The organism is Enterobacter sp. DVT3837 (assembly GCF_056238685.1).
Genome location: NZ_JBWDLA010000001.1, coordinates 1,791,442 through 1,815,178 on the forward strand (window position 1 = coordinate 1,791,442; position 23,737 = coordinate 1,815,178).

Genomic DNA, 23,737 nt, shown 5'->3' on the forward strand with positions numbered 1-23,737 from the left:
TTTCGGAGCATTCGTTTTGCAACGGTGTATGAATGTTAAAAAAAAGCCCCTCCGGAGAGGGGCTTCAGGATTATCGCATGGTAACGAACTCTTCCGCAGCCGTCGGGTGGATCGCCACGGTGTTGTCGAAGTCTTTCTTCGTTGCGCCCATCTTCAGCGCCACCGCGAAGCCCTGCAGGATCTCATCCATGCCAAAGCCAATGCCGTGAATACCGACAATCTTCTCGTCTGGCCCAACGCACACCAGCTTCATACGACACGGCTGACGGTGAGAGGTAACAGCGGTATACATCGCGGTAAACGCGGATTTATACACTTTCACCTGATCGTCGCCATACTGCTCGCGCGCCTGCGGCTCGGTTAAGCCGACGGTGCCGATTGGCGGGTGGCTGAAGACCACGGTCGGGATATTACTGTAGTCCAGATGCTCTTCCGGCTTGTTGTTAAACAGACGCTCGGAGAGACGGCGACCCGCTGCAACGGCAACCGGGGTCAGCTCAACCGCACCGGTGTTATCACCGACAGCATAAATGCCCGGTACGCTGGTGTTCTGGAACTTATCAACGACGATATAGCCTTTATCATTGGTTTTCACGCCTGTGACGGCCAGGTTGAAGTTATCGTTCGCTGGTTCACGGCCAATCGCCCAGATCAGGCAATCGACGGTCTGGCTGCGGCCATCTTCCAGCTCCAGGGTCAGGCTGCCGCCTGCATTTTTCACTACCGCTTTTGGTACGGCGTTGGTGTGCAGGGTTGGGCCTTCGGCGTTCATCACTTCGACCAGCGTGTCGACGATCAGCGGGTCAAAGCTACGCAGCGGTGCGTGTTTACGCACGAACAGATGCGCTTCGGCACCCAGACCATTAATCACGCCGGCAAGCTCAACCGCAATGTAACCCGCGCCCACCACGGCAACGCGTTTTGGCAGGGCTGGCAGTTCGAAGAAGCCGTCGGAGTCGATACCGTATTCCACACCCGGGATATTCGGGTGGCTCGGACGGCCGCCGGTGGCGATCAGGATGTGATCGGCAGTGATCGTCTCGCCGTTCACTTCGATCGTTTTCGCGTCCACAAAGCGGGCAAAACCACGGATCACGTCGACGTTATTTTTACCCAGTACGTTGTCGTACGAGGTGTGAATACGGTCGATGTAGGCGGTACGGCTGGCGATCAGTTTGTCCCAGTCGAAGTGGTTGATGGTGGTGTCAAAGCCGTAGTCCGGGCCATACATATGGATAGCTTCACGGATCTGCGCCGCATGCCACATCACTTTCTTCGGTACACAACCCACGTTCACGCAGGTGCCGCCAAGTTCTTTGGCTTCAATCAGCGCACATTTCTGGCCATACATGGCCGCACGGTTGATGGAGGCGATGCCGCCGCTGCCGCCGCCGATTGCGATGTAGTCATAATGCTTAGTCATAGCTTTTATCCTTAATCGTGAATTGCCGCGATTGTATACCTGAAATCAATAGGTTCCACCGATGGCTGTGATTACTCAGGCACGATCCAACTGACGGTGGCGTGGCCTGTACCTGCTGGCACCAGCGTTTTGTGCAGCCACGGCAGCACGTTATTCATCTGCGCTTCGAGCTTCCACGGCGGGTTGATGACAATCATACCGGAGGCGGTCATGCCGCGCTGGTCGCTATCCGGGCGTACCGCCAGTTCAATCTGCAGAATTTTACGGATGCCGGTCGCTTCCAGGTCTTTGATCATGCGTTTGATTTGCGCGCGCAGCACTACCGGATACCACAGGGCATAGGTACCGGTCGCAAAGCGCTTGTAACCTTCGTGGATGCCGGTCACCACCGCCTGATAGTCGGTTTTGATTTCGTACGGCGGGTCGATCAGCACCAGGCCACGACGGGAAACCGGCGGTAATTTGGCTTTCAGCTGCTGATATCCATCGGCTTTATCCACGCGAGCGCGGTTATCTTTCTGGAATTCAGCGCGCAACAGTGGGAAATCACTTGGGTGCAGCTCGGTCAACTGGATGCTGTCCTGTTCGCGCAACAGCTGACGGGCAATCAGCGGAGAACCTGGGTAGTAACGCAGCTGGCCGTTGCGGTTGAAATGGTTCACTACACCGATGTAGGGTTCCAGTTCTGCTGGCAGGTCATCCTGCTGCCAGATGCGGGCGATTCCTTCCAGATATTCACCGGTACGCTCGGCGTGTTCGCCGCTCAGCTGATAGCGCCCCGCGCCCGCGTGGGTGTCCAGATAGAGAAACGGCTTCTCTTTCTCTTTGAGTGATTCGATGATCAGACTCTGAACGGTGTGTTTGAGGACATCGGCGTGGTTGCCTGCGTGAAAGCTGTGGCGATAACTGAGCATGAGTAATGAAATTCCGCTGAAATGACGATTTGCCACAGTTTACAGCAGAACGGCACAGATTACCCGTCAGCCCGGTAAGCGCAGGCATTGAAATCCTCTACACTTAACCCCATTACTGGACCATATGCACAGCGCCGGATGCGCGCTTCATTCATCTTATTCAACAGGACAGCGTTTATGACCAATCCATTACTGACGCCTTTTTCGTTGCCACCATTTTCTAAAATCCTCCCTGAGCATGTGGTTCCAGCCGTTACGCAATCGCTGGACAACTGCCGCGCGGCGGTAGAAAGCGTGGTAGCGCAGGGCGCGCCGTACAGCTGGGAAAATCTGTGTCAGCCGCTGGCCGAAGTGGACGACGTGCTGGGACGTATCTTCTCCCCGGTGAGCCATCTGAACTCGGTTAAAAACAGTCCGGAACTGCGTGAAGCCTATGAACAGACTCTGCCGCTGCTCTCTGAGTACAGCACCTGGGTCGGCCAGCACGAAGGGCTCTACAAAGCGTATCGCGACCTGCGCGACGGCGACCACTATGCTGAACTGAACACGGCGCAGAAAAAATCGGTCGATAACGCCCTGCGTGATTTTGAGCTGTCCGGGATTGGTCTGCCAAAAGAGAAGCAGACCCGCTACGGTGAAATTGCCGCGCGCCTGTCTGAACTGGGTAATCAGTACAGCAACAACGTGCTCGACGCCACCATGGGCTGGACGAAGCTGATTACCGACGAAGCGCAGTTGGCCGGGATGCCGGAAAGCGCGCTGGCGGCGGCAAAAGCGCAGGCCGAAGCGAAAGAGCAGGAAGGTTTCCTGTTAACCCTGGATATTCCGAGCTATCTGCCAGTAATGACCTACTGCGACAACCAGGCGTTGCGCGAAGAGATGTACCGCGCTTACAGCACCCGCGCCTCCGACCAGGGGCCGAATGCCGGTAAATGGGACAACAGCCCGGTGATGGCTGAAATTCTGGCTCTGCGTCACGAGCTGGCGCAACTGCTGGGCTTTGAAAACTATGCTGATAAATCCCTCGCTACCAAAATGGCGGAAAATCCACAGCAGGTACTCGATTTCCTGACCGACCTGGCCAAACGCGCCCGTCCACAGGGTGAGAAAGAGCTGGCTCAGTTGCGTGCTTTCGCGAAGGCGGAGTTCGGCGTGGACGAGTTGCAGCCGTGGGACATCGCTTACTACAGCGAAAAACAGAAGCAGCACCTCTACAGCATCAGCGACGAGCAGTTGCGCCCGTACTTCCCGGAAAACAAAGCCGTTAACGGTCTGTTCGAAGTGGTTAAACGCATCTATGGCATCACCGCAAAAGAACGTACCGACATTGACGTCTGGCATCCGGACGTACGTTTCTTCGAGCTGTATGACGAGAAGAACGAGCTGCGAGGCAGTTTCTACCTCGATCTCTACGCGCGTGAGAACAAACGCGGCGGGGCGTGGATGGACGACTGCGTGGGCCAGATGCGTAAAGCCGACGGTTCTCTGCAGAAGCCGGTCGCTTATCTGACCTGTAACTTCAACCGTCCGGTGAATGGCAAACCTGCGCTGTTTACCCACGACGAAGTGATCACCCTGTTCCACGAGTTCGGCCACGGTCTGCACCATATGCTGACCCGCATCGAAACCGCTGGCGTGGCCGGGATCAGCGGTGTGCCGTGGGATGCGGTCGAACTGCCAAGCCAGTTTATGGAAAACTGGTGCTGGGAGCCGGACGCACTGGCGTTTATCTCTGGTCACTATGAGACCGGCGAACCGCTGCCGAAAGAACTGCTGGATAAAATGCTGGCAGCGAAAAATTACCAGGCGGCGATGTTTATCCTGCGTCAGCTGGAGTTCGGCCTGTTTGATTTCCGCCTGCACGCCGAGTTCAGCCCGGAACAGGGGGCTAAAATCCTCGAGACCCTGGCTGAGATTAAAAAGCAGGTTGCCGTCATTCCTGGGCCAACCTGGGGCCGCTTCCCGCACGCGTTCAGCCACATCTTCGCGGGCGGCTACGCGGCAGGTTACTATAGCTACCTGTGGGCCGACGTGCTGGCGGCAGATGCCTTCTCTCGTTTCGAAGAGGAAGGGATTTTTAACCGCGAAACGGGCCAGTCGTTCCTCGATAACATCCTGACCCGCGGGGGTTCAGAAGAGCCGATGGAGCTGTTCAAACGCTTCCGTGGCCGCGAGCCGCAGCTGGATGCGATGCTGGAGCATTACGGGATCAAAGGCTGATTGCTACGTGAAGATCTGCTTAGTTGATGAAACAGGCGCCGGAGACGGCGCCTTATCTGTTCTGGCCGCCCGCTGGGGGCTGGAGCATGATGATGAAAACCTGATGGCGCTGGTGATGACGCCAGAGCATCTCGAATTACGTAAGCGCGACGAACCAAAACTCGACGGTATTTTTGTCGACTTTGTTGGCGGTGCAATGGCACACCGACGTAAGTTTGGTGGCGGTCGTGGTGAAGCGGTTGCTAAAGCGGTCGGCATCAAGGGAAGCTATCTGCCGGATGTGGTGGATGCCACGGCGGGGTTAGGGCGTGATGCGTTTGTGCTGGCATCCGTGGGTTGTCATGTGCGGATGCTGGAACGGAATCCTGTGGTGGCCGCACTGCTCGACGACGGTCTGGTGCGTGGCTATGCAGATCCGGAAATCGGCCCGTGGTTGCAGGAGCGTTTGCAGCTGATCCACGCCTCCAGCCTGACGGCGCTGACCGATATTACCCCGCGCCCGCAGGTGGTCTATCTTGATCCGATGTTCCCGCATAAGCAGAAAAGCGCGCTGGTGAAAAAAGAGATGCGTGTGTTTCAGTCGCTGGTGGGTCCGGACCTGGATGCAGATGGTTTGCTGGGGCCTGCTCGCCAGTTAGCGACGAAGCGTGTGGTAGTGAAACGCCCGGACTATGCGCCGCCGCTGGCGGACGTTGCGACGACCAATGCGGTGACTACCAAAGGGCACCGGTTTGATATTTATGCCGGTACGCCGGAGTAACAAAGCCCGGTGGCGCTAGCGCTACCGGGCATTTTGCACTTATTCGTCTTCTTCGTCACGCAGTGGAACAATCAGCATATCCACGTGAACGGTGTTAATCAGCTGGCGCGCTGAAGACATCAGCTTGCTCCAGAAGTCCTGATGGTGACCGCATACCACCAGATCCATATCGTATTTCTTAATTGCATCGACCAGCACCTGTCCCAGGTCGCCGCTACCGCTTAAGGTTTCGGTGATCGGATAACCTGCGTTAGTCGACAGTTCGCTCAGAGCATGGTGAGTCTCTTCGGAGATGCGTTTCTGCATATCGCCGAGATTGACGTCGATCAGACCGGTATAGAGGTCGGAGTAATTCACATCAACGTGAATCAGAGAAACTTTCGCGTTGTAGGGACGTGCCATGGATACTGCTTTATCAACCAGTACTTTGCTCTCCGGGGAGAGGTCTACCGCGATGAGAATGTGTTTGTAAGCCATAGTGTTACTCCTTCCTTAAGTTATCGATGACTATTACGAGAATGCCGCCGTCTGATACTTTATTACGGCCCAGTTAAACATATTTTTCAAGCTTTGGTGTTGATAACGATTAACCTTGTGGCAAAAAAATTAACGGATCTCCTACACTATTTAATGAGCCGTTCGGATTTTAAAATGCGAACCGGATCGATTTTGGTCATTCTTTCACTGAACTGTCTGTCAGGGCATTGGGGTGCGGTAGCTCAGAAGCCTTGCTTCGTGGGCGGACGCCGGGGAGGATGTATGATTAGCACCGTCGCATTGTTTTGGGCGCTATGTGTGGTTTGCATAGTGAATATGGCGCGCTACTTCTCATCGTTACGTGCGCTGTTGGTGGTACTTCGTGGTTGCGATCCGTTGCTTTATCAGTATGTGGACGGTGGAGGTTTCTTCACCTCGCATGGACAGCCCAGCAAACAGATGCGTCTGGTGGGATACATCTACTACCAGCGCTACCGCGATCATCACGATGAAGAGTTTATCCGTCGTTGCGAGCGCCTGCGTCGTCAGTTCATTTTGACCAGCGCCTTATGTGGTCTGGTCGTGGTCAGTATGGTTGCATTGATGATTTGGCATTGAGCTTCACAGCAGGCGGGGTAAGCCCCGCCTGATTTCATCTGGTTCAGGGCGTAACTGAGAACCGGAGATTTGAGATATTGCCCTGAATTGAGATAACTTTCCCGCTATAGGTAATTTTCACTTCCCCGTTTGTATCCATACTGGCAGTGGTAATCGTGCCTGTACCTTCAATAACAGGATGCTTCATAGCAAGCTGATGGATAACGTCGGCATCATTCCCTGATATTTCCCCCGAGAGGTAGTCACGGTAGATTGTTGGCACGGTTGCGCCACCCTGATTGTTCACGGTCATATAGAGCCAGACGCTATCAGATAATTTATAAACGCGCTGAAGTTCATCGTTGTTTCGCTGATTAGGTTGGTGGTTTAGCCAGAGAAAACCAATGACCAGAGCCAGAAGCGAAACGGTAACAAGGCGATGAATCCATTTAATAGCCGTTTTGAATGGCATAGTCTATTCCTTCCAGGGTATTGCGTTGGTTCCAAAAAAAAGCGGGTCAGTTTCCTGACCCGCTTTTTTGTCGCCTTCAACTGATTAGATCAGCTTCAGCGAAATCCAGTACAAACCGCCAGACAACAGGATAGAGGCCGGGAGAGTGAATACCCAGGCCATCAGAATGTTGGTCACGGTTTTGCGCTGCAGACCGCCACCGTCAACAATCATGGTACCTGCCACGGACGAGGAGAGTACGTGGGTGGTAGACACTGGCATACCGGTATAGCTCGCCAGACCGATAGACACGGCTGCCGTCATCTGCGCGGACATACCCTGCGCATAGGTCATGCCTTTCTTACCGATCTTCTCGCCGATGGTGGTCGCCACGCGACGCCAGCCAATCATCGTACCGATACCGAGCGCCAGCGCGACCGCCATGATGATCCAGATTGGCGCGTACTCGATGGTGTTGAGCATATCGCCTTTCAGTTTCTTCAGAAGACGCTGGTCATCAGCATTCACGTCAGGCAGCTTCGCCACTTTATCCGTCACATCAGAGATGCACAGCATAATGCGACGCAGCTGACCACGCTGTTCAACGGTCAGTTTGTCATAACTCTCGATAGTGCCCAGCATGCCTTTCGCACGTTCCAGCGCGTTAATCGCGTTTGCCGGATGGCAGTGGAACTCGCCTGGTACGGTGGTAGCGCCCGCTTCCGGAGAAGGAATCAACTGGTCAACGCCGGTCGCTTTCTTGAGAAGATCAGGATGCTGCTGGAAATAGATCTCGACGTTATTCACCGCATCACGGGTACGGGTGATTTCGTATCCGGAGGCATTCATGTTAACCACGAAACCTGCTGGCGCAACGCCAATCAGAACCAACATCACCAGACCAATGCCTTTCTGACCATCGTTCGCACCGTGTGAGAAAGCCACGCCGATTGCAGAAATGATCAGAGCGATACGTGTCCAGAATGGCGGTTTTTTCTTACCGTCTTTCTTCTCACGCTCTGCCGGAGTCAGGTGAATACGGGAGCGCTTTTTCGTGTTGCTCCAGTAACGACGCAAGATGAAAATTAATCCACCTGCAACCACCAGACCCACAATTGGGGAGACGATAAGCGAGGCAAAAATCCCCAGCACTTTCGGGATGTTTAACGCATCAACAACCGATGTACCGGTCATCAGGGCATTGGTTAACCCGATACCGATAATCGCGCCGATGAGAGTGTGAGAACTGGATGCAGGCAGGCCGAAATACCAGGTACCGAGGTTCCAGATAATTGCAGCAAGCAGCATTGAGAACACCATAGCGAGGCCATGGCCAGAACTTACGTTAAGCAGCAGATCCGTTGGCAACATATGCACAATGGCATACGCAACGCTCAGTCCGCCCAGGAGGACACCAAAAAAGTTAAATACCGCCGCCATAACAACCGCCAGTTGCGATCGCATTGCGCGAGTGTAAATAACCGTTGCTACTGCGTTTGCAGTGTCGTGGAAGCCGTTGATCGCTTCGTAAAACAGTACAAAAACCAGAGCAAGCAATAATAAAAGCCCGGTATGTAAATCCAGGCCGGCAAACAAATGTAGCATAGGACGTTACGCCATTTTGAGGACATGAACGCGGCGCATTATCCAGGACAAATGCACGGCGGGCAAAGTGAAATATAGACTTTTTTTGACATACCACCTGATTTGGGAAAAGTGCCTGAAAGGATATTCTTTAAATTTCAATGAAATGGCTTTGTAATATCTTTTTACGCTGGTGTGACCACAGAGGAAACTTTACAATCCGCGGCAGTGAACAAAGAGGGTTTTGACGTGGAAAGGTTTGATGCCGTGGTCATTGGCGCCGGTGCGGCGGGTATGTTTTGTGCGGCGATGGCCGGACAAGCGGGTCGTCGCGTGCTGTTACTGGATAACGGTAAAAAACCAGGCCGTAAGATCCTGATGTCTGGCGGTGGGCGCTGCAACTTTACTAATCTGTATGTTGAACCCGCGGCCTATTTGAGCCAAAACCGTCATTTTTGCAAATCTGCGCTGGCGCGTTACACCCAGTGGGACTTTATCGACCTCGTGGGTAAACACGGTATTGCGTGGCATGAGAAGACGCTGGGTCAGCTGTTCTGCGACGATTCCGCGCAGCAGATTGTCGATATGCTGGTGGCCGAGTGCGAGAAGGGCGGTGTAACGATGCGCCTGCGCACGGAAGTGCTGGACGTTGCGCGTGATGAGCAAGGTTACACGCTGCAACTCAACGGTGAAACCGTCAGCACCGACAGCCTGGTGATCGCCAGCGGTGGTCTTTCTATGCCGGGTCTGGGTGCCTCGCCATTTGGCTACAAGATTGCCGAGCAGTTTGGCCTGAAGGTGCTGCCAACGCGTGCGGGGCTGGTGCCGTTTACGCTGCATAAACCTCTGCTGGAACAACTCCAGACACTTTCTGGCGTCTCGGTTCCGTCGGTCATCACCGCCGAAGATGGTACGGTATTCCGCGAAAACCTGCTCTTCACTCACCGCGGCCTCTCTGGCCCGGCGGTACTGCAGATCTCCAGCTACTGGCAGCCGGGGGAGTTTGTCACGGTTAACCTGCTTCCCGATTGCGATCTGGATGCCTTCCTCAACGAGCAGCGTGTGGCGCACCCGAATCAGAGCCTGAAAAACACCCTGGCAATGCAGCTGCCGAAGCGTCTGGTGGAATGTTTGCAGGTGCTGGGGCAGATCCCGGATGTTTCGCTCAAGCAGCTTAACAGCCGCGAGCAGGAGACGCTGGTGGAGACGCTGACAAACTGGCGCGTGCAGCCAAACGGCACGGAAGGCTACCGCACCGCAGAAGTCACGCTGGGCGGGGTCGACACGAATGAACTCTCTTCCCGCTCCATGGAAGCGCGCAACGTGCCGGGGCTCTATTTTATTGGCGAAGTGATGGACGTCACCGGCTGGCTTGGCGGGTACAACTTCCAGTGGGCATGGGCAAGTGCCTGGGCATGTGCTCAGGCGCTGGCAGAGAAATAATCACGCCCCGCAATTATTGCACCAACTTTTTCTCTCCATTCAACTAAGCTTCGACCAGATGCCCCGCCGCGTTCGCGGGGCCATACTCTTTTTGGTCAGAGCACACGTCATGCAACTACTCAGTATTATTATTTTGCTTACCCTAACCGTGGTGATCCATTCACTGTGGATGTTTGGCGTTTTAAAATTCATTAAATTAGAAGTCGATTCTGCGGTACGTATTGTTTTACGTAATGTCGGCATCGTTATCTCCATGATTTTCGCCCATCTTCTTGAAGCCGGGCTATTTGCGGCGTTTTATTTCGTCATTGATGCATTTAATGACTGGAACACCAGTTTCTACTTTTCACTGGTCAGTTATGCCACTGTCGGGTACGGCGACGTCACGTTACCCGAGAACTGGCGGCTCATCGGCGGTGTGGAAGGGCTAGTGGGCGCGCTAATGGTGGGCTGGTCTGTGGCGGTTCTGGTGGCGGTACTGCAGCGTTTGCGTGGCATGAGCGCCTGAACGACGGGTGTGCTAAAGTAACGATCTTTTTCTGTTACTGGCTTATGTCAGTTTGTATGGTGTTGTGTATGTCTGCTGCTCATCTCGGTTTCCCGACGGAAACCGTTGTTGTCTTTGTTGTGATGGCCGTAGGGGCGATGTTTATCGACCTCTTTATGCACCGTCACGATAAACCGATCTCGCTCAAAAGTGCCGCCATGTGGTCCCTGTTCTGGGTCATGATGGCAATGGCGTTCGCCGGATTCCTGTATGTTCACCACGGCGCCGAGATGGCAAGTCTGTTCCTCACGGGTTACGCGCTTGAAGAGGTGCTTTCTGTCGATAACCTGTTTGTAATGATGGCCATTTTTGCCTGGTTTGGTGTGCCGGATAAGTATCGTCACCGCGTACTTTACTGGGGCGTGCTGGGCGCGATTGTTTTCCGTGGCATCTTTGTGGCCATTGGGACAAGCCTGCTGAGTCTGGGGCCTTACGTCGAAGTGATTTTCGCGCTGGTCGTTGGCTGGACAGCGGTGATGATGCTCAAACGCAATGAAGAGAGTGACGAAGTGGAAGATTACTCTGGTCATCTCGCTTATCGCCTGGTGAAACGTTTCTATCCTGTCTGGCCGAAAATCAGCAGCAATGCCTTTATTCTGACCCAGAAAGAGGTCGATGCTGAGCTTGAAAAACCGGAAAACCAGGACGTGATGGTTGGACGCGTGAAGAAGGCGAAGCGCTACGCAACACCACTGCTGCTCTGCGTGGCGGTTGTGGAGCTTTCTGACGTGATGTTCGCGTTTGACTCGGTCCCGGCGATTATTGCCGTGAGTCGCGAACCGCTGATTATCTATAGCGCCATGATGTTCGCCATTCTCGGCCTGCGTACGCTCTATTTCGTACTGGAAGCGCTGAAACAGTATCTGGTGCACCTTGAGAAAGCCGTGGTGTTGTTACTGTTCTTCGTGGCCTTCAAGCTGGGTCTGAATGCAACCGACCACTTCTGGCATCATGGTTACAGCATTGGCGCGACGGCCAGCCTGTTTGTGGTATTAGGCGTGCTGGCGCTGGGCATTATTGCGAGTGTGATGTTCCCTGGGAAACGTGAGGCCTGATGCACCGCTTTTCACCCTCGCCCCGTGGGGAGAGGGTGAAAAGGCTATTTAATCGGTGAATTCCGACGCTTACGCGGGTGATGGAAATGCCGCCAGTGTGGATCCTGCGCGGCTGCCAGCAGTTCGTGATCGCCGCGAGTGTCTCCCCAGGCGCGCAGGTGATACGCGTTGAGATCGCCATACACCTTTTCCAGCCTTGCCACTTTCTGAGCACAGCGGCAGTTATTGCCCGTGATACGTCCTGTCAGTTTACCGTTTTTCACTTCCAGCTGTGTGCCAATCAGCTTAATGCCGAGTTTGTCAGCCCACGGCTGTAGCACCAGGGCAGGAGAAGCGGAACAGATTGTCACTTCCGCGCCGGAGTTCACCTCTGCAGCAACGGCCAGCACGCCAGCCGGACGCATCAGTTTATCCCAGTACTTTTCGCAAAAGGCTTCCGCCTGCTGGCGTAACCAGTGTTCATCCACGCCTGTCAGGAACGTTTTAATCAGCACTTCTTTCAGCTCATCGCGCGTCAGCTTGCGGCGCACGCAGTGGAGCGTTGGCAGCGCCATACGCACCAGGCGGCCCGCGAAGTAACGTTTACCAAAGGCAAAACGCAGGAAAGGGATAAAGCTGTCGTGGTGCGTTAATGTTCCATCAAAGTCAAAGACAGAGAGCACGTTGGATTTTGCCACCGTCTCGTCGGCAATCATATTGGTCATAAATACGTCTTAGCTGAAATACACATTCTGTTGATTAGTTTACCTGCTTTACCTGGACAGTCCTTACATCACAACCATTTTTTTATCGATCTTGCGATCTGAAAGTGAGTCCATTTTTGGCCTCGATAAAGATTGGTTAAAAAATGCCCTGTCTATATTATCGCCGCATTGAAAGACTTTTCGGGGGAACATTGGCCCCCACAGGTAAGGAATAATTCACTCTCAGATCCTTTTTTGATATGACGTTCAGATCGCTTATTTCAATCCTCACGTTAAGTTTTGCTTCATTTTCCGCATTCAGTTTTGAGCTGCCTGCATCCATGATCTCGATGAACAGTGCATTTGCAGTATCGCCAGCGAAATCGGCTCTGTTTCACCACGAAACAGGCCCGCTACGCTCGCGCATCCTCGATCAATACCAGAAGTGGAAGGGGACCCAGTATCAGTGGGGCGGAACCACGCATCGCGGGGTGGATTGCTCGGCACTGATGCAACATCTGTTCAGCGATGCGGTACACCTTAATTTACCGCGCACGACGAGCGAACAGATCCACCGCGGCGTGCAGGTGGCGCAATATCGCCTGAAGGCAGGAGACCTGGTGTTCTTCCAGACGGGACCGAACCGCAAGCACGTAGGCGTTTATATTGGCAATAGCCAGTTTATTCATGCTTCAAGTAGCCAGGGGGTAACGGTCTCAACCCTGACGGACGACTACTGGCAAGAGCACTACATTACTGCCCGTCGGGTCGCGGGCAGTGCAGCCTGACGATATCAAATGATGTCATCCACGACGCCGCCATCGACGCGCAATGCCGCGCCCGAGGTGGCGGAGGCCTGGGTCGAACAGACATAAATCACCATATTGGCCACCTCTTCAACCGTGGCCGCGCGCTGGATAACCGAGCTGGGGCGGTTGGCCATCACAAACTCTTTCGCCAGCTGTTCCAGCGATTTGCCGGTTTTTTCGATTTCATCCTTCATCATTTCGGCGAAACCATCAGACATCGTCGGTCCTGGCAACACGCTGTTGACCGTCACACCACTTCCCGCCACGAACTTCGCCAGGCCGCGTGCGAGCGAAAGCTGCGCCGTTTTGGTCACGCCGTAGTGGATCATATCCGCCGGGATATTGCAGGCCGACTCGGAGGAAATAAACACAACGCGTCCCCAGCCTTTCTGCACCATGCCCGGCAGCAAGGCTCGGGAGAGGCGTACGCCGGACATCACGTTGGTCTGCCAGTAACGCTCCCAGGTACCATCGTCGGTGGCATAGAAATCCTGCGGTCCGTAAATTCCGGCGTTGTTGACCAGGATATCAACGTGGCCCGCGACCTTCACAAGCGACTCGACCCCTTCTGCCGTACTGAGATCGGCGATCGCGGCACGCACCTGCACGCCTGGCACTACCTGCTGAAGCTGTTGAATACCTTTATTCACCGATTCCGTGCTGCGGCCATTGACGATTACTTCCGCACCACTTTCCGCCAGACCTCTGGCAATAGCGAACCCGATCCCGCCGGTTGAGGCCGTCACCAGCGCCACTTTCCCCGCAAAGTCGATTTTCATCATCCACTCCTTATCGTTTTAACGTTCGGACCTTAAAGCGTAGCAGGTGGTGATGATGGCTCATGGCTAAAAAGGTGCACCAGCGTCTCAACCTGCTCATCAAGCGGGGTGAGGGAGCGTTTAACAATCAGGTGAAGCGGCGTTGCTCTGCGCGCGCCGTGGCTCAGCGGCAGACGTTTCAGTACACCTTGATCCAGCTGGGGCTGGATGCGTTCTTCTGGCAGCCAGCCGTAGCCAACCTGAGAGACAACGGCTTCAATGGCGGCATCAATGGTGGAAAACGTCCACGACTCGCCGGCAGCGCGCGCGGTAGTCTGGTTGTCCGCAATCTGAATGAGCGGCCACGGGCGCAGCATGTCATCGTTAAGCGGTACGTCGAGGGTGAAAAGGGGATGCTGATGATGCGCCACGGCGACAAAGTCGATATTCATCAGCCATTCGCCGAGCCCTGTCATGTCCTGGCGGCGCGTCAGAACCATGATATCGGCTTCGTCATTTATGGCATCGGCACGGGACGTTTCAAGCACTTCGGTGAGGCGTACGTGGGTTTGTGGATACTGCTGCTGGAACTGACGCAGAATGGCGAACAGGCGGCGGCGCGGGAAAACCGTGTCTACGACCAGATCCAACCGTGTGCGCGTGCCGTTGCGAAGGGTACCTGCGCGCGTCTCAACATACGAAAACGCTTTCAGCAACGGTTTCACCTGGTTGAGAAGAAGTTCTCCGGCTGGGGTTAGCACCGCTCGTCGTCCTTCCGGCGCCAGCAGCGCCACGCCCAGCCTCTCCTGCAACAACGCCAGGTTATAGCTGACGGAGGACTGGCTGCGATGGGTTTCTTCCGCTGCTTTGGCAAAGCTACCGGCCTCAACCACTTTCAGCAGTAAAGACCATTGTTCCAGCGTCGTCTTGTGCATGACATATCTAAATTTTAGATGAATTTGATTAAAACATAGCGTTATTCATCCATTTTTTGAAGGGGTACGATCGTCTCATCAAAACAAAGGAGACATCTTATGAACACCTTCGACAAACACGACTTAAGCGGCTTCGTTGGCAAACACCTTGTTTATACCTATGACAATGGCTGGAACTACGAGATTTACGTAAAAAATGAGACCACCCTTGATTACCGTATTCATAGCGGTCTTGTGGCAAACCGTTGGGTAAAAGATCAGCAGGCCTATATCGTACGGGTAGGGGAGAGTATCTATAAAATTTCCTGGACAGAGCCAACCGGGACGGATGTGAGCCTGATTGTAAACCTGGGCGATAAACTGTTTCACGGCACCATCTTCTTCCCGCGCTGGGTCATGAACAATCCGGAAAAAACCGTCTGCTTCCAGAACGATCATATTCCTCTTATGAATAGCTATCGCGATGCAGGTCCGGCCTATCCAACTGAAGTGATTGATGAGTTTGCTACGATCACCTTTGTACGCGATTGCGGTGCGGATAATGAAAGCGTTATTGCCTGCGCAGCCAGTGAATTACCAAATGATTTCCCTGCTAATCTTAACTAAGCGCGACAGTTGATTCCGCGACAATTCATATTAATAAAAAGTTCCCGGAGGACGGTCTATTTCCGCCGAAACCGCCGGGATTTTAATTTTGGTTGAGTATTCATTTACTTTTCTTATAATCTCAATGTAAAAGAAATGAAATATTGTCGTAAGTGTTGTGAGGCTTCCCACAAAAACGTGAAAAATTTAACATGACAGCTATCTTGCTGTTGTAAAAAGACTTCTTGTCATTCTTAATGTGCTGTCCCCCTTCTGCTTCTCACCTGTCTTAATTTTTTCCTAAGAAAACACCGCTACTTTGTTTCAGTTGATGGTTTGTTGACATAACTGTTATAGCGACTTAATTTTATTTGGTCTTTATTTAATAACCATCTTGCATGATCCCATTGAGCTGCCCATTACGACAGCGCAGTAAAAGATGACGCCTTTAATACAGCAAGGAAATTAATAATGAGTGATTTTCTGCCTTTTTCGCGACCGTCGATGGGCGCTGAGGAAATTGCGGCGCTTCAGGACGTTTTGATGTCGGGCTGGATCACCACGGGGCCTAAGAATCAGGAACTTGAAGAGGCATTCTGTCAACTTACCGGGAACCAGCATGCAATTGCCGTTTGTTCTGCAACAGCAGGAATGCATGTCACGCTGATGGCGCTGGATATTGGCCCGGGCGATGAAGTCATTACCCCCTCCCAGACCTGGGTCTCCACTCTGAATATGATCGTTTTACTGGGCGCAACGCCGGTAATGATTGATGTGGACAAAGATACCTTGATGGTGACACCCGAAGCGGTTGAAGCTGCCATCACCCCGCGTACCAAAGCGATTATCCCCGTTCATTATGCCGGCGCACCATGTGAAATCGACGCCATCCACGCCATTGGTGAACGCCACGGTATTCCGGTGATTGAAGATGCGGCGCATGCTGCCGGTACTTACTATAAAGACCGTCATGTCGGCTGGAAGGGAACGGCGATTTTCTCTTTCCACGCCATTAAAAATATGACCTGTGCAGAAGGCGGTCTCGTGGTGACGGATAACGCGCAACTTGCTGCGCGGATCCGCAGCCTGAAATTCCACGGTCTGGGTGTTGACGCGTATGACCGCCAGACGCACGGTCGTGCGCCGCAGGCAGAAGTGATTTCCCCGGGCTATAAATACAACCTGGCGGATATCAACGCCGCGCTGGCGCTGGTGCAGTTGGGCAAACTGAAAGAAGCCAACAAACGACGCCAGGAAATTGCTGAACGCTACCTGCGGGAGCTTGCCGATACGCCGTTCCAGCCGCTCACCATTCCGTCATGGCCGCATGTGCACGCCTGGCACCTGTTTATCATTCGCGTTGATGAAGCGCGCTGCGGGATTTCACGCGACAACCTGATGGCAGCGCTGAAAGAGAAAGGCATCGGTACTGGCCTGCACTTCCGCGCGGCGCATACGCAAAAATACTACCGCGAGCGTTTTCCTGATGTATCGCTCCCGAATTCAGAATGGAATAGCGCGCGTATTTGTTCTCTCCCTCTTTTCCCGGACATGACTCATGACGACACAACCCGCGTCATTACCGCGCTCCATCAGCTTGCAGGAAATTGATATGTTCAGTGCACCGCCTGTACAAAAAGTTTCTGTGGTGATCCCTGTTTATAACGAGCAGGAGAGCCTGCCTGAACTGATCCGCCGCACAACCGCCGCCTGCGACACCATGGGCAAAGCGTATGAAATTCTGCTGGTGGATGATGGCAGCAGTGATAATTCCGCTCTGATGCTGACCGAAGCCGCACAGGTAGAAGGCAGCCATGTTGTGGCCGTGTTGCTCAACCGTAATTACGGCCAGCACTCCGCCATTATGGCCGGGTTCAGCCACGTCACGGGCGATCTGATCATCACCCTGGACGCTGACCTGCAAAACCCGCCGGAAGAGATCCCGCGCCTGGTGGCGAAAGCCGATGAAGGCTATGACGTCGTCGGCACGGTGCGTCAAAACCGTCAGGACAGTATGTTCCGTAAGCTGGCCTCACGCACCATCAACCGCCTTATCCAGCGCACCACCGGTAAAGCGATGGGCGATTATGGCTGCATGCTGCGCGCCTACCGCCGCCATATTGTCGACGCCATGCTTCATTGCCATGAGCGCAGCACCTTTATTCCGATTCTCGCTAACACCTTTGCCCGCAAGGCCACGGAAATCCCGGTTATGCATGCCGAGCGCGAGCATGGGGAGTCGAAGTACAGCTTTATGCGCCTCATCAACCTGATGTACGACCTCATCACCTGCCTGACCACCACACCGCTGCGCCTGCTGAGCGTTTTCGGCAGCATCATCGCCGTGGCCGGGTTTGCGCTGTCCGTACTGTTGGTCGTGCTGCGCCTGGTCTTTGGCCCGCAGTGGGCGGCGGAAGGGGTCTTCATGCTCTTTGCCGTACTGTTTATGTTCATCGGCGCCCAGTTTGTCGGAATGGGCCTGCTGGGTGAATACATTGGCCGTATCTATAACGATGTTCGCGCACGTCCGCGCTACTTTATTCAACGTGTTGTCCGTCAGGAACACAAAGCATCTCAAGAGGAAATCCACCCATGAAAGCTGTTGTATTTGCCTATCACGATATGGGGTGCACGGGCACGCTGGCCCTGCTGGAAGCGGGCTACGACATTGCTGCAATCTTTACTCATCCGGACACGGCGGGAGAGAACAACTTTTTCGGCTCTGTAGCGCGTATCGCCGCTGAGCGTGGTATTCCGGTTTATGCACCGGACGATGTAAACCACCCGCTGTGGGTGGATCGCATCCGCGCGCTCGCGCCTGATGTTATCTTCTCGTTCTACTACCGTAACCTGATTTCCGACGAGATCTTAGGTCTGGCCGCCAAAGGGGCATTCAACCTTCACGGCTCCCTGCTGCCGGCCTACCGTGGCCGCGCGCCGCTGAACTGGGTACTGGTCAATGGTGAAACCGAAACCGGCGTGACCCTGCACCGTATGGTGCATCGTGCGGATGCGGGCGCTATCGTGGCACAGCAGAAAGTGGCTATTGATGCCGACGAGACGGCGCTGCAGCTGCATCAAAAGCTGAATGCAACCGCGCAGACGCTGTTGCGTGATGCACTGCCAGCGATCCTTGGCGGTACGTTCAGCGAGACTGCGCAGGATGAGAGCAAAGCGAGCACCTTTGGCCGCCGCGCACCGGAAGATGGTCGTCTGGACTGGAACAAACCCGCTCGCCAGCTGCACAACCTGGTGCGTGCGGTGACCGATCCATGGCCGGGCGCTTACAGTTTTGCGGGTGTCAGCAAATTTATCGTCTGGAAATCCCGCGTGCGCGACGACATTCCAGCGGCAAAACCGGGTACCGTTATCTCTGTCTCCCCGCTGATCGTGAGCTGTGGTGAGCAAGCTCTGGAGATCGTTACCGGACAAACCGATAACGGTCTGTATGTTCAGGGTACTCAGCTGGCACAGTCTTTAGGTCTGGTGACCGGGGCGCTGATTACCAGTGCGCCAGTTGTTGCCATCAAACGCCGCACTCGCGTGTTGATCCTCGGCGTGAACGGCTTTATCGGGAACCACCTGACCGAACGTCTGCTCAAAGACGATAACTACGAAATCTATGGTCTGGATATCGGCTCTGATGCGATCAGCCGTTTCCTTGATAACCCGCGTTTCCACTTCGTGGAAGGGGATATCAGCATCCATTCCGAATGGATCGAATATCACATTAAAAAATGCGACGTGGTGCTGCCGCTGGTTGCCATTGCTACGCCGATTGAGTACACCCGTAACCCACTGCGCGTGTTCGAGCTGGACTTCGAAGAGAACCTGAAGATCATCCGCGATTGCGTAAAATACGACAAACGCATCATCTTCCCGTCCACCTCTGAAGTGTACGGCATGTGTACCGACAAAAACTTCGATGAAGACACCTCCAATCTGGTGGTCGGACCGATCAACAAACAGCGCTGGATTTATTCCGTCTCCAAACAACTGCTGGACCGCGTGATTTGGGCCTACGGTGAGAAAGAAGGCCTGCGCTTTACCCTGTTCCGTCCGTTTAACTGGATGGGTCCACGTCTGGATAACCTGAACGCGGCGCGTATCGGTAGCTCACGTGCGATCACGCAGCTGATCCTCAACCTGGTTGAGGGCTCCCCAATCAAGCTTATCGAAGGCGGCAAACAGAAACGCTGCTTTACTGATATCAGCGATGGTATCGAAGCGCTGTTCCGCATCATCGAAAACAAAGATAACCGCTGCAACGGTGAGATCATCAACATCGGTAACCCGGACAACGAAGCGAGCATTCGTGAACTGGCAGAGATGTTGCTGGCAAGCTTTGAGCGCCATCCACTGCGCGATAAATTCCCGCCGTTTGCCGGTTTCCGTGAAGTGGAAAGCAGCAGCTACTACGGTAAAGGGTATCAGGACGTTGAGCACCGTAAGCCAAGCATTCGCAATGCGAAACGCTGCCTGAACTGGACGCCGACGGTGAAAATGGAGCTGACTATTGATGAGACGCTCGATTTCTTCCTGCGCACTGTGGAGCTGTCGGAACAGGACTCATGAAAAAAGTCGGTTTACGCATTGATGTCGACACCTTCAGGGGGACGCGTGACGGCGTACCCAAACTGCTGGAACTGCTGAGCAAGCACGATGTGCGTTCAAGCATTTTCTTCAGCGTGGGGCCTGACAACATGGGACGCCATTTATGGCGTCTGATTAAACCGGCGTTTCTGTTCAAAATGCTGCGCTCACGCGCAGCATCCCTCTATGGCTGGGATATTTTGCTGGCCGGGACCGCATGGCCCGGCAGGCGTATCGGTGCGGGCAATGAAGCGATTATCCGTGAAGCGACACGGCAACACGAGGTCGGCCTGCATGCCTGGGATCACCATGCCTGGCAAGCGTGGGCTGGCGTCTGGGACATATCGCGCCTGACCCGTGAAGTCGAGCGCGGTATGTTGGAGCTGGAGGCGATTACCTGCCAGCCTGTGCGCTGCTCCGCCGTGGCGGGATGGCGTGCGGACCAACGTGTTGTGAAAGCTAAAGAATCCTTCGCATTCCGCTACAACAGCGACTGTCGCGGGACCGGGCCATTTTTACCGCTGTTAGGGGAAAATCGCTACGGGACGGTGCAGATCCCGGTCACGCTTCCCACCTGGGATGAAGTGGTTGGCCGCGAGGTGAAGGCAGAGGATTTCAATCGCTACATTCTGGACCGCATGCATCGCGATACCGGTACGCCGGTGTATACCATCCACGCAGAAGTGGAAGGGATTGCGTATCAGCATGATTTCGATGAGCTGCTGACGATGGCTGCTCAGGAGGGGATTCAGTTCTGTCCGTTGAGTGAACTGCTGCCAGACGATCTCAGCGTCCTGCCCGTGGGCAAAATAGTACGTAATGAACTGGCTGGCCGGGAAGGCTGGCTTGGCTATCAACAAACCGTGAGTCCGGCCCCATGAAAACAGCCCGTTATGGCTTAGCGCTTCTCGCACTGTTTATCGTTTACTACCTCATCCCTGTCGATATCCGCCTGCTGTGGCAGCCTGATGAAACGCGCTATGCGGAAATTAGCCGCGAAATGCTGGCATCAGGAGACTGGGTTGTCCCGCATTTCCTGGGGCTGCGTTACTTTGAAAAACCGATTGCGGGCTACTGGATCAACAGTATCGGGCAATTGTTGTTTGGGGATACGAACCTTGCCGTGCGTGCCGGTGCCATATTCTCCACCGGGTTTGCGGCGCTGCTGGTCATCTGGATGGCCTGGCGTCTGTGGCGAGATAAACGTATTGCCATATTCTCCGGCCTGATCTTCCTGACGCTGTTCCTGGTGTATGGCATCGGTACGTATGCCGTGCTGGATCCCATCATCACCCTGTGGCTGGTAGCGGCGATGTGCAGCTTCTGGCTGGCATCCCAGGCTGAGACGGTTGCCGGAAAAGCAGGGGGGTACGTGCTGCTTGGGCTGGCCTGCGGTATGGGGGTGATGACCAAAGGCTTCCTGGCGCTGGCAGTACCGGTGATTGGCGTACTGCCGTGGGTCATTGCCCAAAAGCGCTGGAAAGAGGTGCTGATTTTTGGCTGGCTGGCAATCCTGAGCTGTGTGCTGATTGTCCTTCCCTGGGCACTGGCGATTGCCCATCGTGAGCCTGATTTCTGGCGTTACTTCTTCTGGGTTGAGCATATTCAGCGTTTTGCCCAGAGCGATGCCCAGCACAAAGCGCCATTCTGGTATTACCTGCCGTTCCTGGTCGCGGGTAGTCTGCCGTGGTTAGCGTTGTTGCCAGGCGCGTTCCGTCTTGGCTGGAATGACAGACAAAACGCGGCTGGCGGGTTCTATCTGTTGGGCTGGGTGGTTATGCCGCTGCTGTTCTTCAGCATTGCCAAAGGCAAGCTGCCGACCTATATCCTGCCGTGCTTCGCCCCGCTGGCGATTCTGATGGCGCGCTATGCCTGCCTCGCGGCGGAAAAAGGTGCTCGCGTGCTGCGCATTAACGGGGGGATCAACCTGGCATTTGGCGCCATTGGCGTGGTGGCCGCTCTGGTCGTCTCGCCGTGGGGACTGTCTAAACATCCGGTCTGGACGTCGGTTGAGCTGTATAAAGTCTTCTGCGCGGTGGTCGCGTTCCTGATTTGGGCCGTGGTGGGCTGGTTTACGCTCAGGCAGAGTCAGCAGCGCTGGTGGTTAGCGGCGTTGTGTCCTGCCGGGCTGGCGTTGTTGATTGGTTTTGCCATTCCTAACCTGGTGGTGGATTCCAAACAGCCGCAGTCGCTGGTCGACACCGTGCGCGATCCGCTGCAGGACAGTCGGTTTGTGCTGGCCAATAACGTCGGTGTGGCCTCTGGCCTGGCGTGGGAGCTTAAGCGTAATGACATCATTCTGTTTGGTCAGAGTGGAGAACTGCGCTATGGCCTGGATTACCCTGATGTGAAAGACCGTTTTGTGGGTAAAGCTGATTTCGCAGAGTGGCTGGCGGAACATCGACAGCAGGGGCGCATATCGCTGGTGATTCTGCTGTCAAAAAGCGACGATCTTAAGCGGGCTAATTTGCCAGAACCGGATAGCCTGTATATCCAGGGTCGTCTGGCCTACCTTCAGTATCTACCGAAGTGATGACCTGGCTCTGGCTGATACTGGCAAGCTTGCTCAGCTGTGCGGGACAACTTTGCCAGAAACAAGCCACCCGTCCGGCGAAAGCCGGGCGGCGTGGTGTACATATCGCGCTGTGGCTTGGCCTGGCCCTGTTGGCATTGGGCTGCGGGATGCTGGTCTGGCTGGTGGTCTTACAACGTATGCCTGTGGGCATTGCTTACCCTATGTTAAGCCTCAATTTTGTCTGGGTGACGCTGGCGGCGAAGACCGTCTGGCGTGAGAACGTTGCTTCGCATCACTGGCTGGGTGTTGGGTTTATCATCATTGGCATTATTGTGCTGGGAGGAAGCCTGTGAAAGGAACGTTCTGGGCCCTATGCAGCGTACTGTTAGTCAGCGCCGCGCAGCTCCTGCTGCGAAGCGCCATGCAGGCGCTTCCCCCCGTCAGTGATGTCCTGGCGTTAATTTCTGCCCTCTGGCATTTCTCATCCGGTACCGGTGCGCTGCTGCTGGGGTTAACGGGGTATGTAGCCTCTATGGGCTGCTGGTATCTGGCCTTGCATCGTATGGCGCTCAGCAAAGCGTATGCCTTGCTGAGCCTCAGTTATATCCTGGTGTGGGGCGCCGCAATCCTGTTGCCAGGCTGGGAGGAACATTTCTCCTGGCACGGGCTGGTGGGGGTTGGGTTTATTATTCTGGGCGTGTTGACTATTTTCCGACCAGTGCGTCGTGAATCGAATGAATCCGCGCGGCAGTGAGTTCGTAGGGTGTTGCGGTGCAAACGGCAAGGCTGAGTAAACCGACCTGGCACTGGCTTGATGAATGGAGCGCGCGGGCTGAACTGTCAATGCTGACCATCTGCCAGGCATGACCGTCACGTTGTTTAAGAATCGCCTTTTTTCGCGTCCAGATGCGCCAGAATGCCGTAAGCTGGCCTTCTGGCGTTTCCTTTTCCAGCTCATCATGCTCGGCATTGCTGAACACGGCATTGGCAAGCGTACGCCAGTTATCCTGCTGGCGAATGTGTTCCAGTGAACAGCCAACATCGCCTTCATCACTGATAATTAACGCAATATCGTCGCCCGAGTGGCTACTGCTGAACCACAGTGGATAGTCGCCAGCAAAAATGGCTTTCCCTTGTTCGCTGTAGATAATCTCCGGGAGTTGTTCTGGAGCCAACAGCCGAGAAAGCAACCCGTGATCGGCCAGCCAGCGAGCACGCTGAGCGCCTTCCGGTGCGTGTCGGGAGAGTGCTTCAGCCCAGCAGTTTGTGCTCAGCGAGGAAATTTTTCCCAGAAAAACCTGGTACATATAGCGTCTGGCCTTCAGTTAAAACGATGATAGCCGTAAAGTTGAGCGGCGAAACTATTACTATAATCCATTGCCCCCTTG

General features: G+C 54.5%; 24 protein-coding genes. 15 read left to right on the top strand and 9 right to left on the bottom strand.

Going from position 1 to position 23,737, the window contains the following annotated elements:
* Positions 1–70 precede the first annotated feature (70 nt).
* On the bottom strand, positions 71–1,423 hold the full coding sequence (gorA, locus tag AC0XWG_RS08725; RefSeq protein WP_128348372.1) for a glutathione-disulfide reductase: 1,353 nt from the start codon (positions 1,421–1,423) through the stop codon (positions 71–73).
* Positions 1,424–1,494: 71 nt separating this feature from the next.
* Entirely contained in the window at positions 1,495–2,337 is an 843-nt protein-coding gene (locus tag AC0XWG_RS08730; protein ID WP_028018339.1) for a 23S rRNA (adenine(2030)-N(6))-methyltransferase RlmJ, read from the bottom strand.
* A gap of 177 nt (positions 2,338–2,514) precedes the next feature.
* Between AC0XWG_RS08730 and prlC the strand changes: the two genes are divergently transcribed.
* Complete coding sequence (gene prlC / locus AC0XWG_RS08735) at positions 2,515–4,557, top strand: oligopeptidase A (protein WP_108091143.1); 2,043 nt, start codon at positions 2,515–2,517, stop codon at positions 4,555–4,557.
* A 7-nt stretch (positions 4,558–4,564) separates the two neighbouring features.
* The gene (gene rsmJ / locus AC0XWG_RS08740) at positions 4,565–5,317 is read left to right on the top strand and encodes a 16S rRNA (guanine(1516)-N(2))-methyltransferase RsmJ (RefSeq protein WP_475680531.1); all 753 of its coding nucleotides are present in this window, start codon (positions 4,565–4,567) and stop codon (positions 5,315–5,317) included.
* A gap of 39 nt (positions 5,318–5,356) precedes the next feature.
* Here the strand turns inward: rsmJ and uspA are convergent, their stop codons facing one another.
* Positions 5,357–5,794 (bottom strand): universal stress protein UspA, encoded by a 438-nt coding sequence (uspA, locus tag AC0XWG_RS08745; protein ID WP_003861223.1) that lies wholly within the window; start codon positions 5,792–5,794, stop codon positions 5,357–5,359.
* A 282-nt stretch (positions 5,795–6,076) separates the two neighbouring features.
* Between uspA and uspB the strand changes: the two genes are divergently transcribed.
* Positions 6,077–6,412, top strand: coding sequence for a universal stress protein UspB (gene uspB, locus AC0XWG_RS08750; RefSeq protein WP_028018336.1), 336 nt, complete (start codon positions 6,077–6,079; stop codon positions 6,410–6,412).
* Between the two features lie 43 nt (positions 6,413–6,455).
* On the opposite strand, the gene AC0XWG_RS08755 is transcribed toward uspB, so the two are convergent.
* A complete protein-coding gene (locus AC0XWG_RS08755; protein WP_128348371.1) occupies positions 6,456–6,863 on the bottom strand; it encodes a hypothetical protein in 408 nt (135 codons plus the stop codon).
* Positions 6,864–6,947: 84 nt separating this feature from the next.
* Positions 6,948–8,447 (bottom strand): inorganic phosphate transporter PitA, encoded by a 1,500-nt coding sequence (pitA, locus tag AC0XWG_RS08760; protein ID WP_028018333.1) that lies wholly within the window; start codon positions 8,445–8,447, stop codon positions 6,948–6,950.
* Positions 8,448–8,675: 228 nt separating this feature from the next.
* On the opposite strand from pitA, the gene AC0XWG_RS08765 reads away from it, so the two are divergent.
* The 3 genes from AC0XWG_RS08765 (at position 8,676) to AC0XWG_RS08775 (ending at position 11,471) form a co-directional block, all read left to right on the top strand.
* Positions 8,676–9,869, top strand: a complete 1,194-nt coding sequence (locus tag AC0XWG_RS08765; RefSeq protein ID WP_128348370.1) for a BaiN/RdsA family NAD(P)/FAD-dependent oxidoreductase — start codon at positions 8,676–8,678, stop codon at positions 9,867–9,869.
* 109 nt (positions 9,870–9,978) lie between these two features.
* Positions 9,979–10,377 carry a potassium channel family protein gene (locus AC0XWG_RS08770; protein ID WP_108091141.1) on the top strand — a complete coding sequence of 133 codons (399 nt, stop codon included), beginning with the start codon at positions 9,979–9,981 and terminating at the stop codon, positions 10,375–10,377.
* Between the two features lie 68 nt (positions 10,378–10,445).
* Positions 10,446–11,471 carry a TerC/Alx family metal homeostasis membrane protein gene (locus AC0XWG_RS08775; RefSeq protein WP_028018065.1) on the top strand — a complete coding sequence of 342 codons (1,026 nt, stop codon included), beginning with the start codon at positions 10,446–10,448 and terminating at the stop codon, positions 11,469–11,471.
* A gap of 44 nt (positions 11,472–11,515) precedes the next feature.
* On the opposite strand, the gene AC0XWG_RS08780 is transcribed toward AC0XWG_RS08775, so the two are convergent.
* On the bottom strand, positions 11,516–12,175 hold the full coding sequence (locus AC0XWG_RS08780) for an HAD family hydrolase (RefSeq protein ID WP_028018064.1): 660 nt from the start codon (positions 12,173–12,175) through the stop codon (positions 11,516–11,518).
* 239 nt (positions 12,176–12,414) lie between these two features.
* On the opposite strand from AC0XWG_RS08780, the gene AC0XWG_RS08785 reads away from it, so the two are divergent.
* Positions 12,415–12,942 carry an NlpC/P60 family protein gene (locus tag AC0XWG_RS08785; RefSeq protein ID WP_049005363.1) on the top strand — a complete coding sequence of 176 codons (528 nt, stop codon included), beginning with the start codon at positions 12,415–12,417 and terminating at the stop codon, positions 12,940–12,942.
* A 5-nt stretch (positions 12,943–12,947) separates the two neighbouring features.
* Here AC0XWG_RS08785 and AC0XWG_RS08790 read toward each other — a convergent pair whose 3' ends face one another.
* Positions 12,948–13,742, bottom strand: a complete 795-nt coding sequence (locus AC0XWG_RS08790; protein ID WP_028018062.1) for an SDR family NAD(P)-dependent oxidoreductase — start codon at positions 13,740–13,742, stop codon at positions 12,948–12,950.
* 32 nt (positions 13,743–13,774) lie between these two features.
* On the bottom strand, positions 13,775–14,656 hold the full coding sequence (locus tag AC0XWG_RS08795) for a LysR family transcriptional regulator (protein ID WP_128348369.1): 882 nt from the start codon (positions 14,654–14,656) through the stop codon (positions 13,775–13,777).
* Positions 14,657–14,755: 99 nt separating this feature from the next.
* Here AC0XWG_RS08795 and AC0XWG_RS08800 point away from each other — a divergent pair, with 99 nt between their 5' ends.
* From AC0XWG_RS08800 to arnF, 8 genes are all read left to right on the top strand, one after another.
* A complete protein-coding gene (locus tag AC0XWG_RS08800; RefSeq protein WP_028018060.1) occupies positions 14,756–15,262 on the top strand; it encodes a phenolic acid decarboxylase in 507 nt (168 codons plus the stop codon).
* Positions 15,263–15,712: 450 nt separating this feature from the next.
* Positions 15,713–16,852 carry a UDP-4-amino-4-deoxy-L-arabinose aminotransferase gene (gene arnB, locus AC0XWG_RS08805; RefSeq protein WP_028018059.1) on the top strand — a complete coding sequence of 380 codons (1,140 nt, stop codon included), beginning with the start codon at positions 15,713–15,715 and terminating at the stop codon, positions 16,850–16,852.
* Position 16,853: 1 nt separating this feature from the next.
* Positions 16,854–17,837 (top strand): undecaprenyl-phosphate 4-deoxy-4-formamido-L-arabinose transferase, encoded by a 984-nt coding sequence (arnC, locus tag AC0XWG_RS08810; protein WP_028018058.1) that lies wholly within the window; start codon positions 16,854–16,856, stop codon positions 17,835–17,837.
* Positions 17,834–19,816: a bifunctional UDP-4-amino-4-deoxy-L-arabinose formyltransferase/UDP-glucuronic acid oxidase ArnA gene (gene arnA, locus AC0XWG_RS08815; RefSeq protein WP_134708531.1), complete on the top strand. Its 1,983-nt coding sequence runs from the start codon at positions 17,834–17,836 to the stop codon at positions 19,814–19,816. The genes arnC and arnA overlap by 4 nt, the downstream gene beginning before the upstream one ends.
* Positions 19,813–20,715, top strand: a complete 903-nt coding sequence (gene arnD, locus AC0XWG_RS08820; RefSeq protein ID WP_028018056.1) for a 4-deoxy-4-formamido-L-arabinose-phosphoundecaprenol deformylase — start codon at positions 19,813–19,815, stop codon at positions 20,713–20,715. The genes arnA and arnD overlap by 4 nt, the downstream gene beginning before the upstream one ends.
* Entirely contained in the window at positions 20,712–22,367 is a 1,656-nt protein-coding gene (gene arnT, locus AC0XWG_RS08825) for a lipid IV(A) 4-amino-4-deoxy-L-arabinosyltransferase (protein ID WP_028018055.1), read from the top strand. Before arnD ends, arnT begins: the two co-directional genes overlap by 4 nt.
* Positions 22,367–22,702, top strand: coding sequence for a 4-amino-4-deoxy-L-arabinose-phosphoundecaprenol flippase subunit ArnE (gene arnE / locus AC0XWG_RS08830; RefSeq protein ID WP_049005370.1), 336 nt, complete (start codon positions 22,367–22,369; stop codon positions 22,700–22,702). The genes arnT and arnE overlap by 1 nt, the downstream gene beginning before the upstream one ends.
* Complete coding sequence (arnF, locus tag AC0XWG_RS08835) at positions 22,699–23,103, top strand: 4-amino-4-deoxy-L-arabinose-phosphoundecaprenol flippase subunit ArnF (protein WP_128348368.1); 405 nt, start codon at positions 22,699–22,701, stop codon at positions 23,101–23,103. Before arnE ends, arnF begins: the two co-directional genes overlap by 4 nt.
* Here the strand turns inward: arnF and acpT are convergent.
* Positions 23,054–23,656: a 4'-phosphopantetheinyl transferase AcpT gene (gene acpT / locus AC0XWG_RS08840; RefSeq protein WP_128348367.1), complete on the bottom strand. Its 603-nt coding sequence runs from the start codon at positions 23,654–23,656 to the stop codon at positions 23,054–23,056. The two genes, arnF and acpT, sit on opposite strands and share 50 nt — an antisense overlap.
* Positions 23,657–23,737: the final 81 nt, after the last annotated feature.

Excerpts from the sequence above, each read along its gene's own strand:
- arnB (WP_028018059.1), top strand. The coding sequence starts at position 15,713 with ATGAGTGATTTTCTGCCTTTTTCGCGACCGTCGATGGGCGCTGAGGAA.
- arnT (WP_028018055.1), top strand. The coding sequence starts at position 20,712 with ATGAAAACAGCCCGTTATGGCTTAGCGCTTCTCGCACTGTTTATCGTT.
- AC0XWG_RS08770 (WP_108091141.1), top strand. The coding sequence starts at position 9,979 with ATGCAACTACTCAGTATTATTATTTTGCTTACCCTAACCGTGGTGATC.
- arnE (WP_049005370.1), top strand. The coding sequence starts at position 22,367 with ATGACCTGGCTCTGGCTGATACTGGCAAGCTTGCTCAGCTGTGCGGGA.
- uspA (WP_003861223.1), bottom strand. The coding sequence starts at position 5,794 with ATGGCTTACAAACACATTCTCATCGCGGTAGACCTCTCCCCGGAGAGC.
- arnD (WP_028018056.1), top strand. The coding sequence starts at position 19,813 with ATGAAAAAAGTCGGTTTACGCATTGATGTCGACACCTTCAGGGGGACG.
- AC0XWG_RS08775 (WP_028018065.1), top strand. The coding sequence starts at position 10,446 with ATGTCTGCTGCTCATCTCGGTTTCCCGACGGAAACCGTTGTTGTCTTT.
- prlC (WP_108091143.1), top strand. The coding sequence starts at position 2,515 with ATGACCAATCCATTACTGACGCCTTTTTCGTTGCCACCATTTTCTAAA.
- uspB (WP_028018336.1), top strand. The coding sequence starts at position 6,077 with ATGATTAGCACCGTCGCATTGTTTTGGGCGCTATGTGTGGTTTGCATA.
- arnC (WP_028018058.1), top strand. The coding sequence starts at position 16,854 with ATGTTCAGTGCACCGCCTGTACAAAAAGTTTCTGTGGTGATCCCTGTT.
- AC0XWG_RS08785 (WP_049005363.1), top strand. The coding sequence starts at position 12,415 with ATGACGTTCAGATCGCTTATTTCAATCCTCACGTTAAGTTTTGCTTCA.
- AC0XWG_RS08795 (WP_128348369.1), bottom strand. The coding sequence starts at position 14,656 with ATGCACAAGACGACGCTGGAACAATGGTCTTTACTGCTGAAAGTGGTT.
- gorA (WP_128348372.1), bottom strand. The coding sequence starts at position 1,423 with ATGACTAAGCATTATGACTACATCGCAATCGGCGGCGGCAGCGGCGGC.
- AC0XWG_RS08780 (WP_028018064.1), bottom strand. The coding sequence starts at position 12,175 with ATGACCAATATGATTGCCGACGAGACGGTGGCAAAATCCAACGTGCTC.
- AC0XWG_RS08730 (WP_028018339.1), bottom strand. The coding sequence starts at position 2,337 with ATGCTCAGTTATCGCCACAGCTTTCACGCAGGCAACCACGCCGATGTC.
- AC0XWG_RS08790 (WP_028018062.1), bottom strand. The coding sequence starts at position 13,742 with ATGAAAATCGACTTTGCGGGGAAAGTGGCGCTGGTGACGGCCTCAACC.
- acpT (WP_128348367.1), bottom strand. The coding sequence starts at position 23,656 with ATGTACCAGGTTTTTCTGGGAAAAATTTCCTCGCTGAGCACAAACTGC.
- arnA (WP_134708531.1), top strand. The coding sequence starts at position 17,834 with ATGAAAGCTGTTGTATTTGCCTATCACGATATGGGGTGCACGGGCACG.
- pitA (WP_028018333.1), bottom strand. The coding sequence starts at position 8,447 with ATGCTACATTTGTTTGCCGGCCTGGATTTACATACCGGGCTTTTATTA.
- AC0XWG_RS08800 (WP_028018060.1), top strand. The coding sequence starts at position 14,756 with ATGAACACCTTCGACAAACACGACTTAAGCGGCTTCGTTGGCAAACAC.
- AC0XWG_RS08755 (WP_128348371.1), bottom strand. The coding sequence starts at position 6,863 with ATGCCATTCAAAACGGCTATTAAATGGATTCATCGCCTTGTTACCGTT.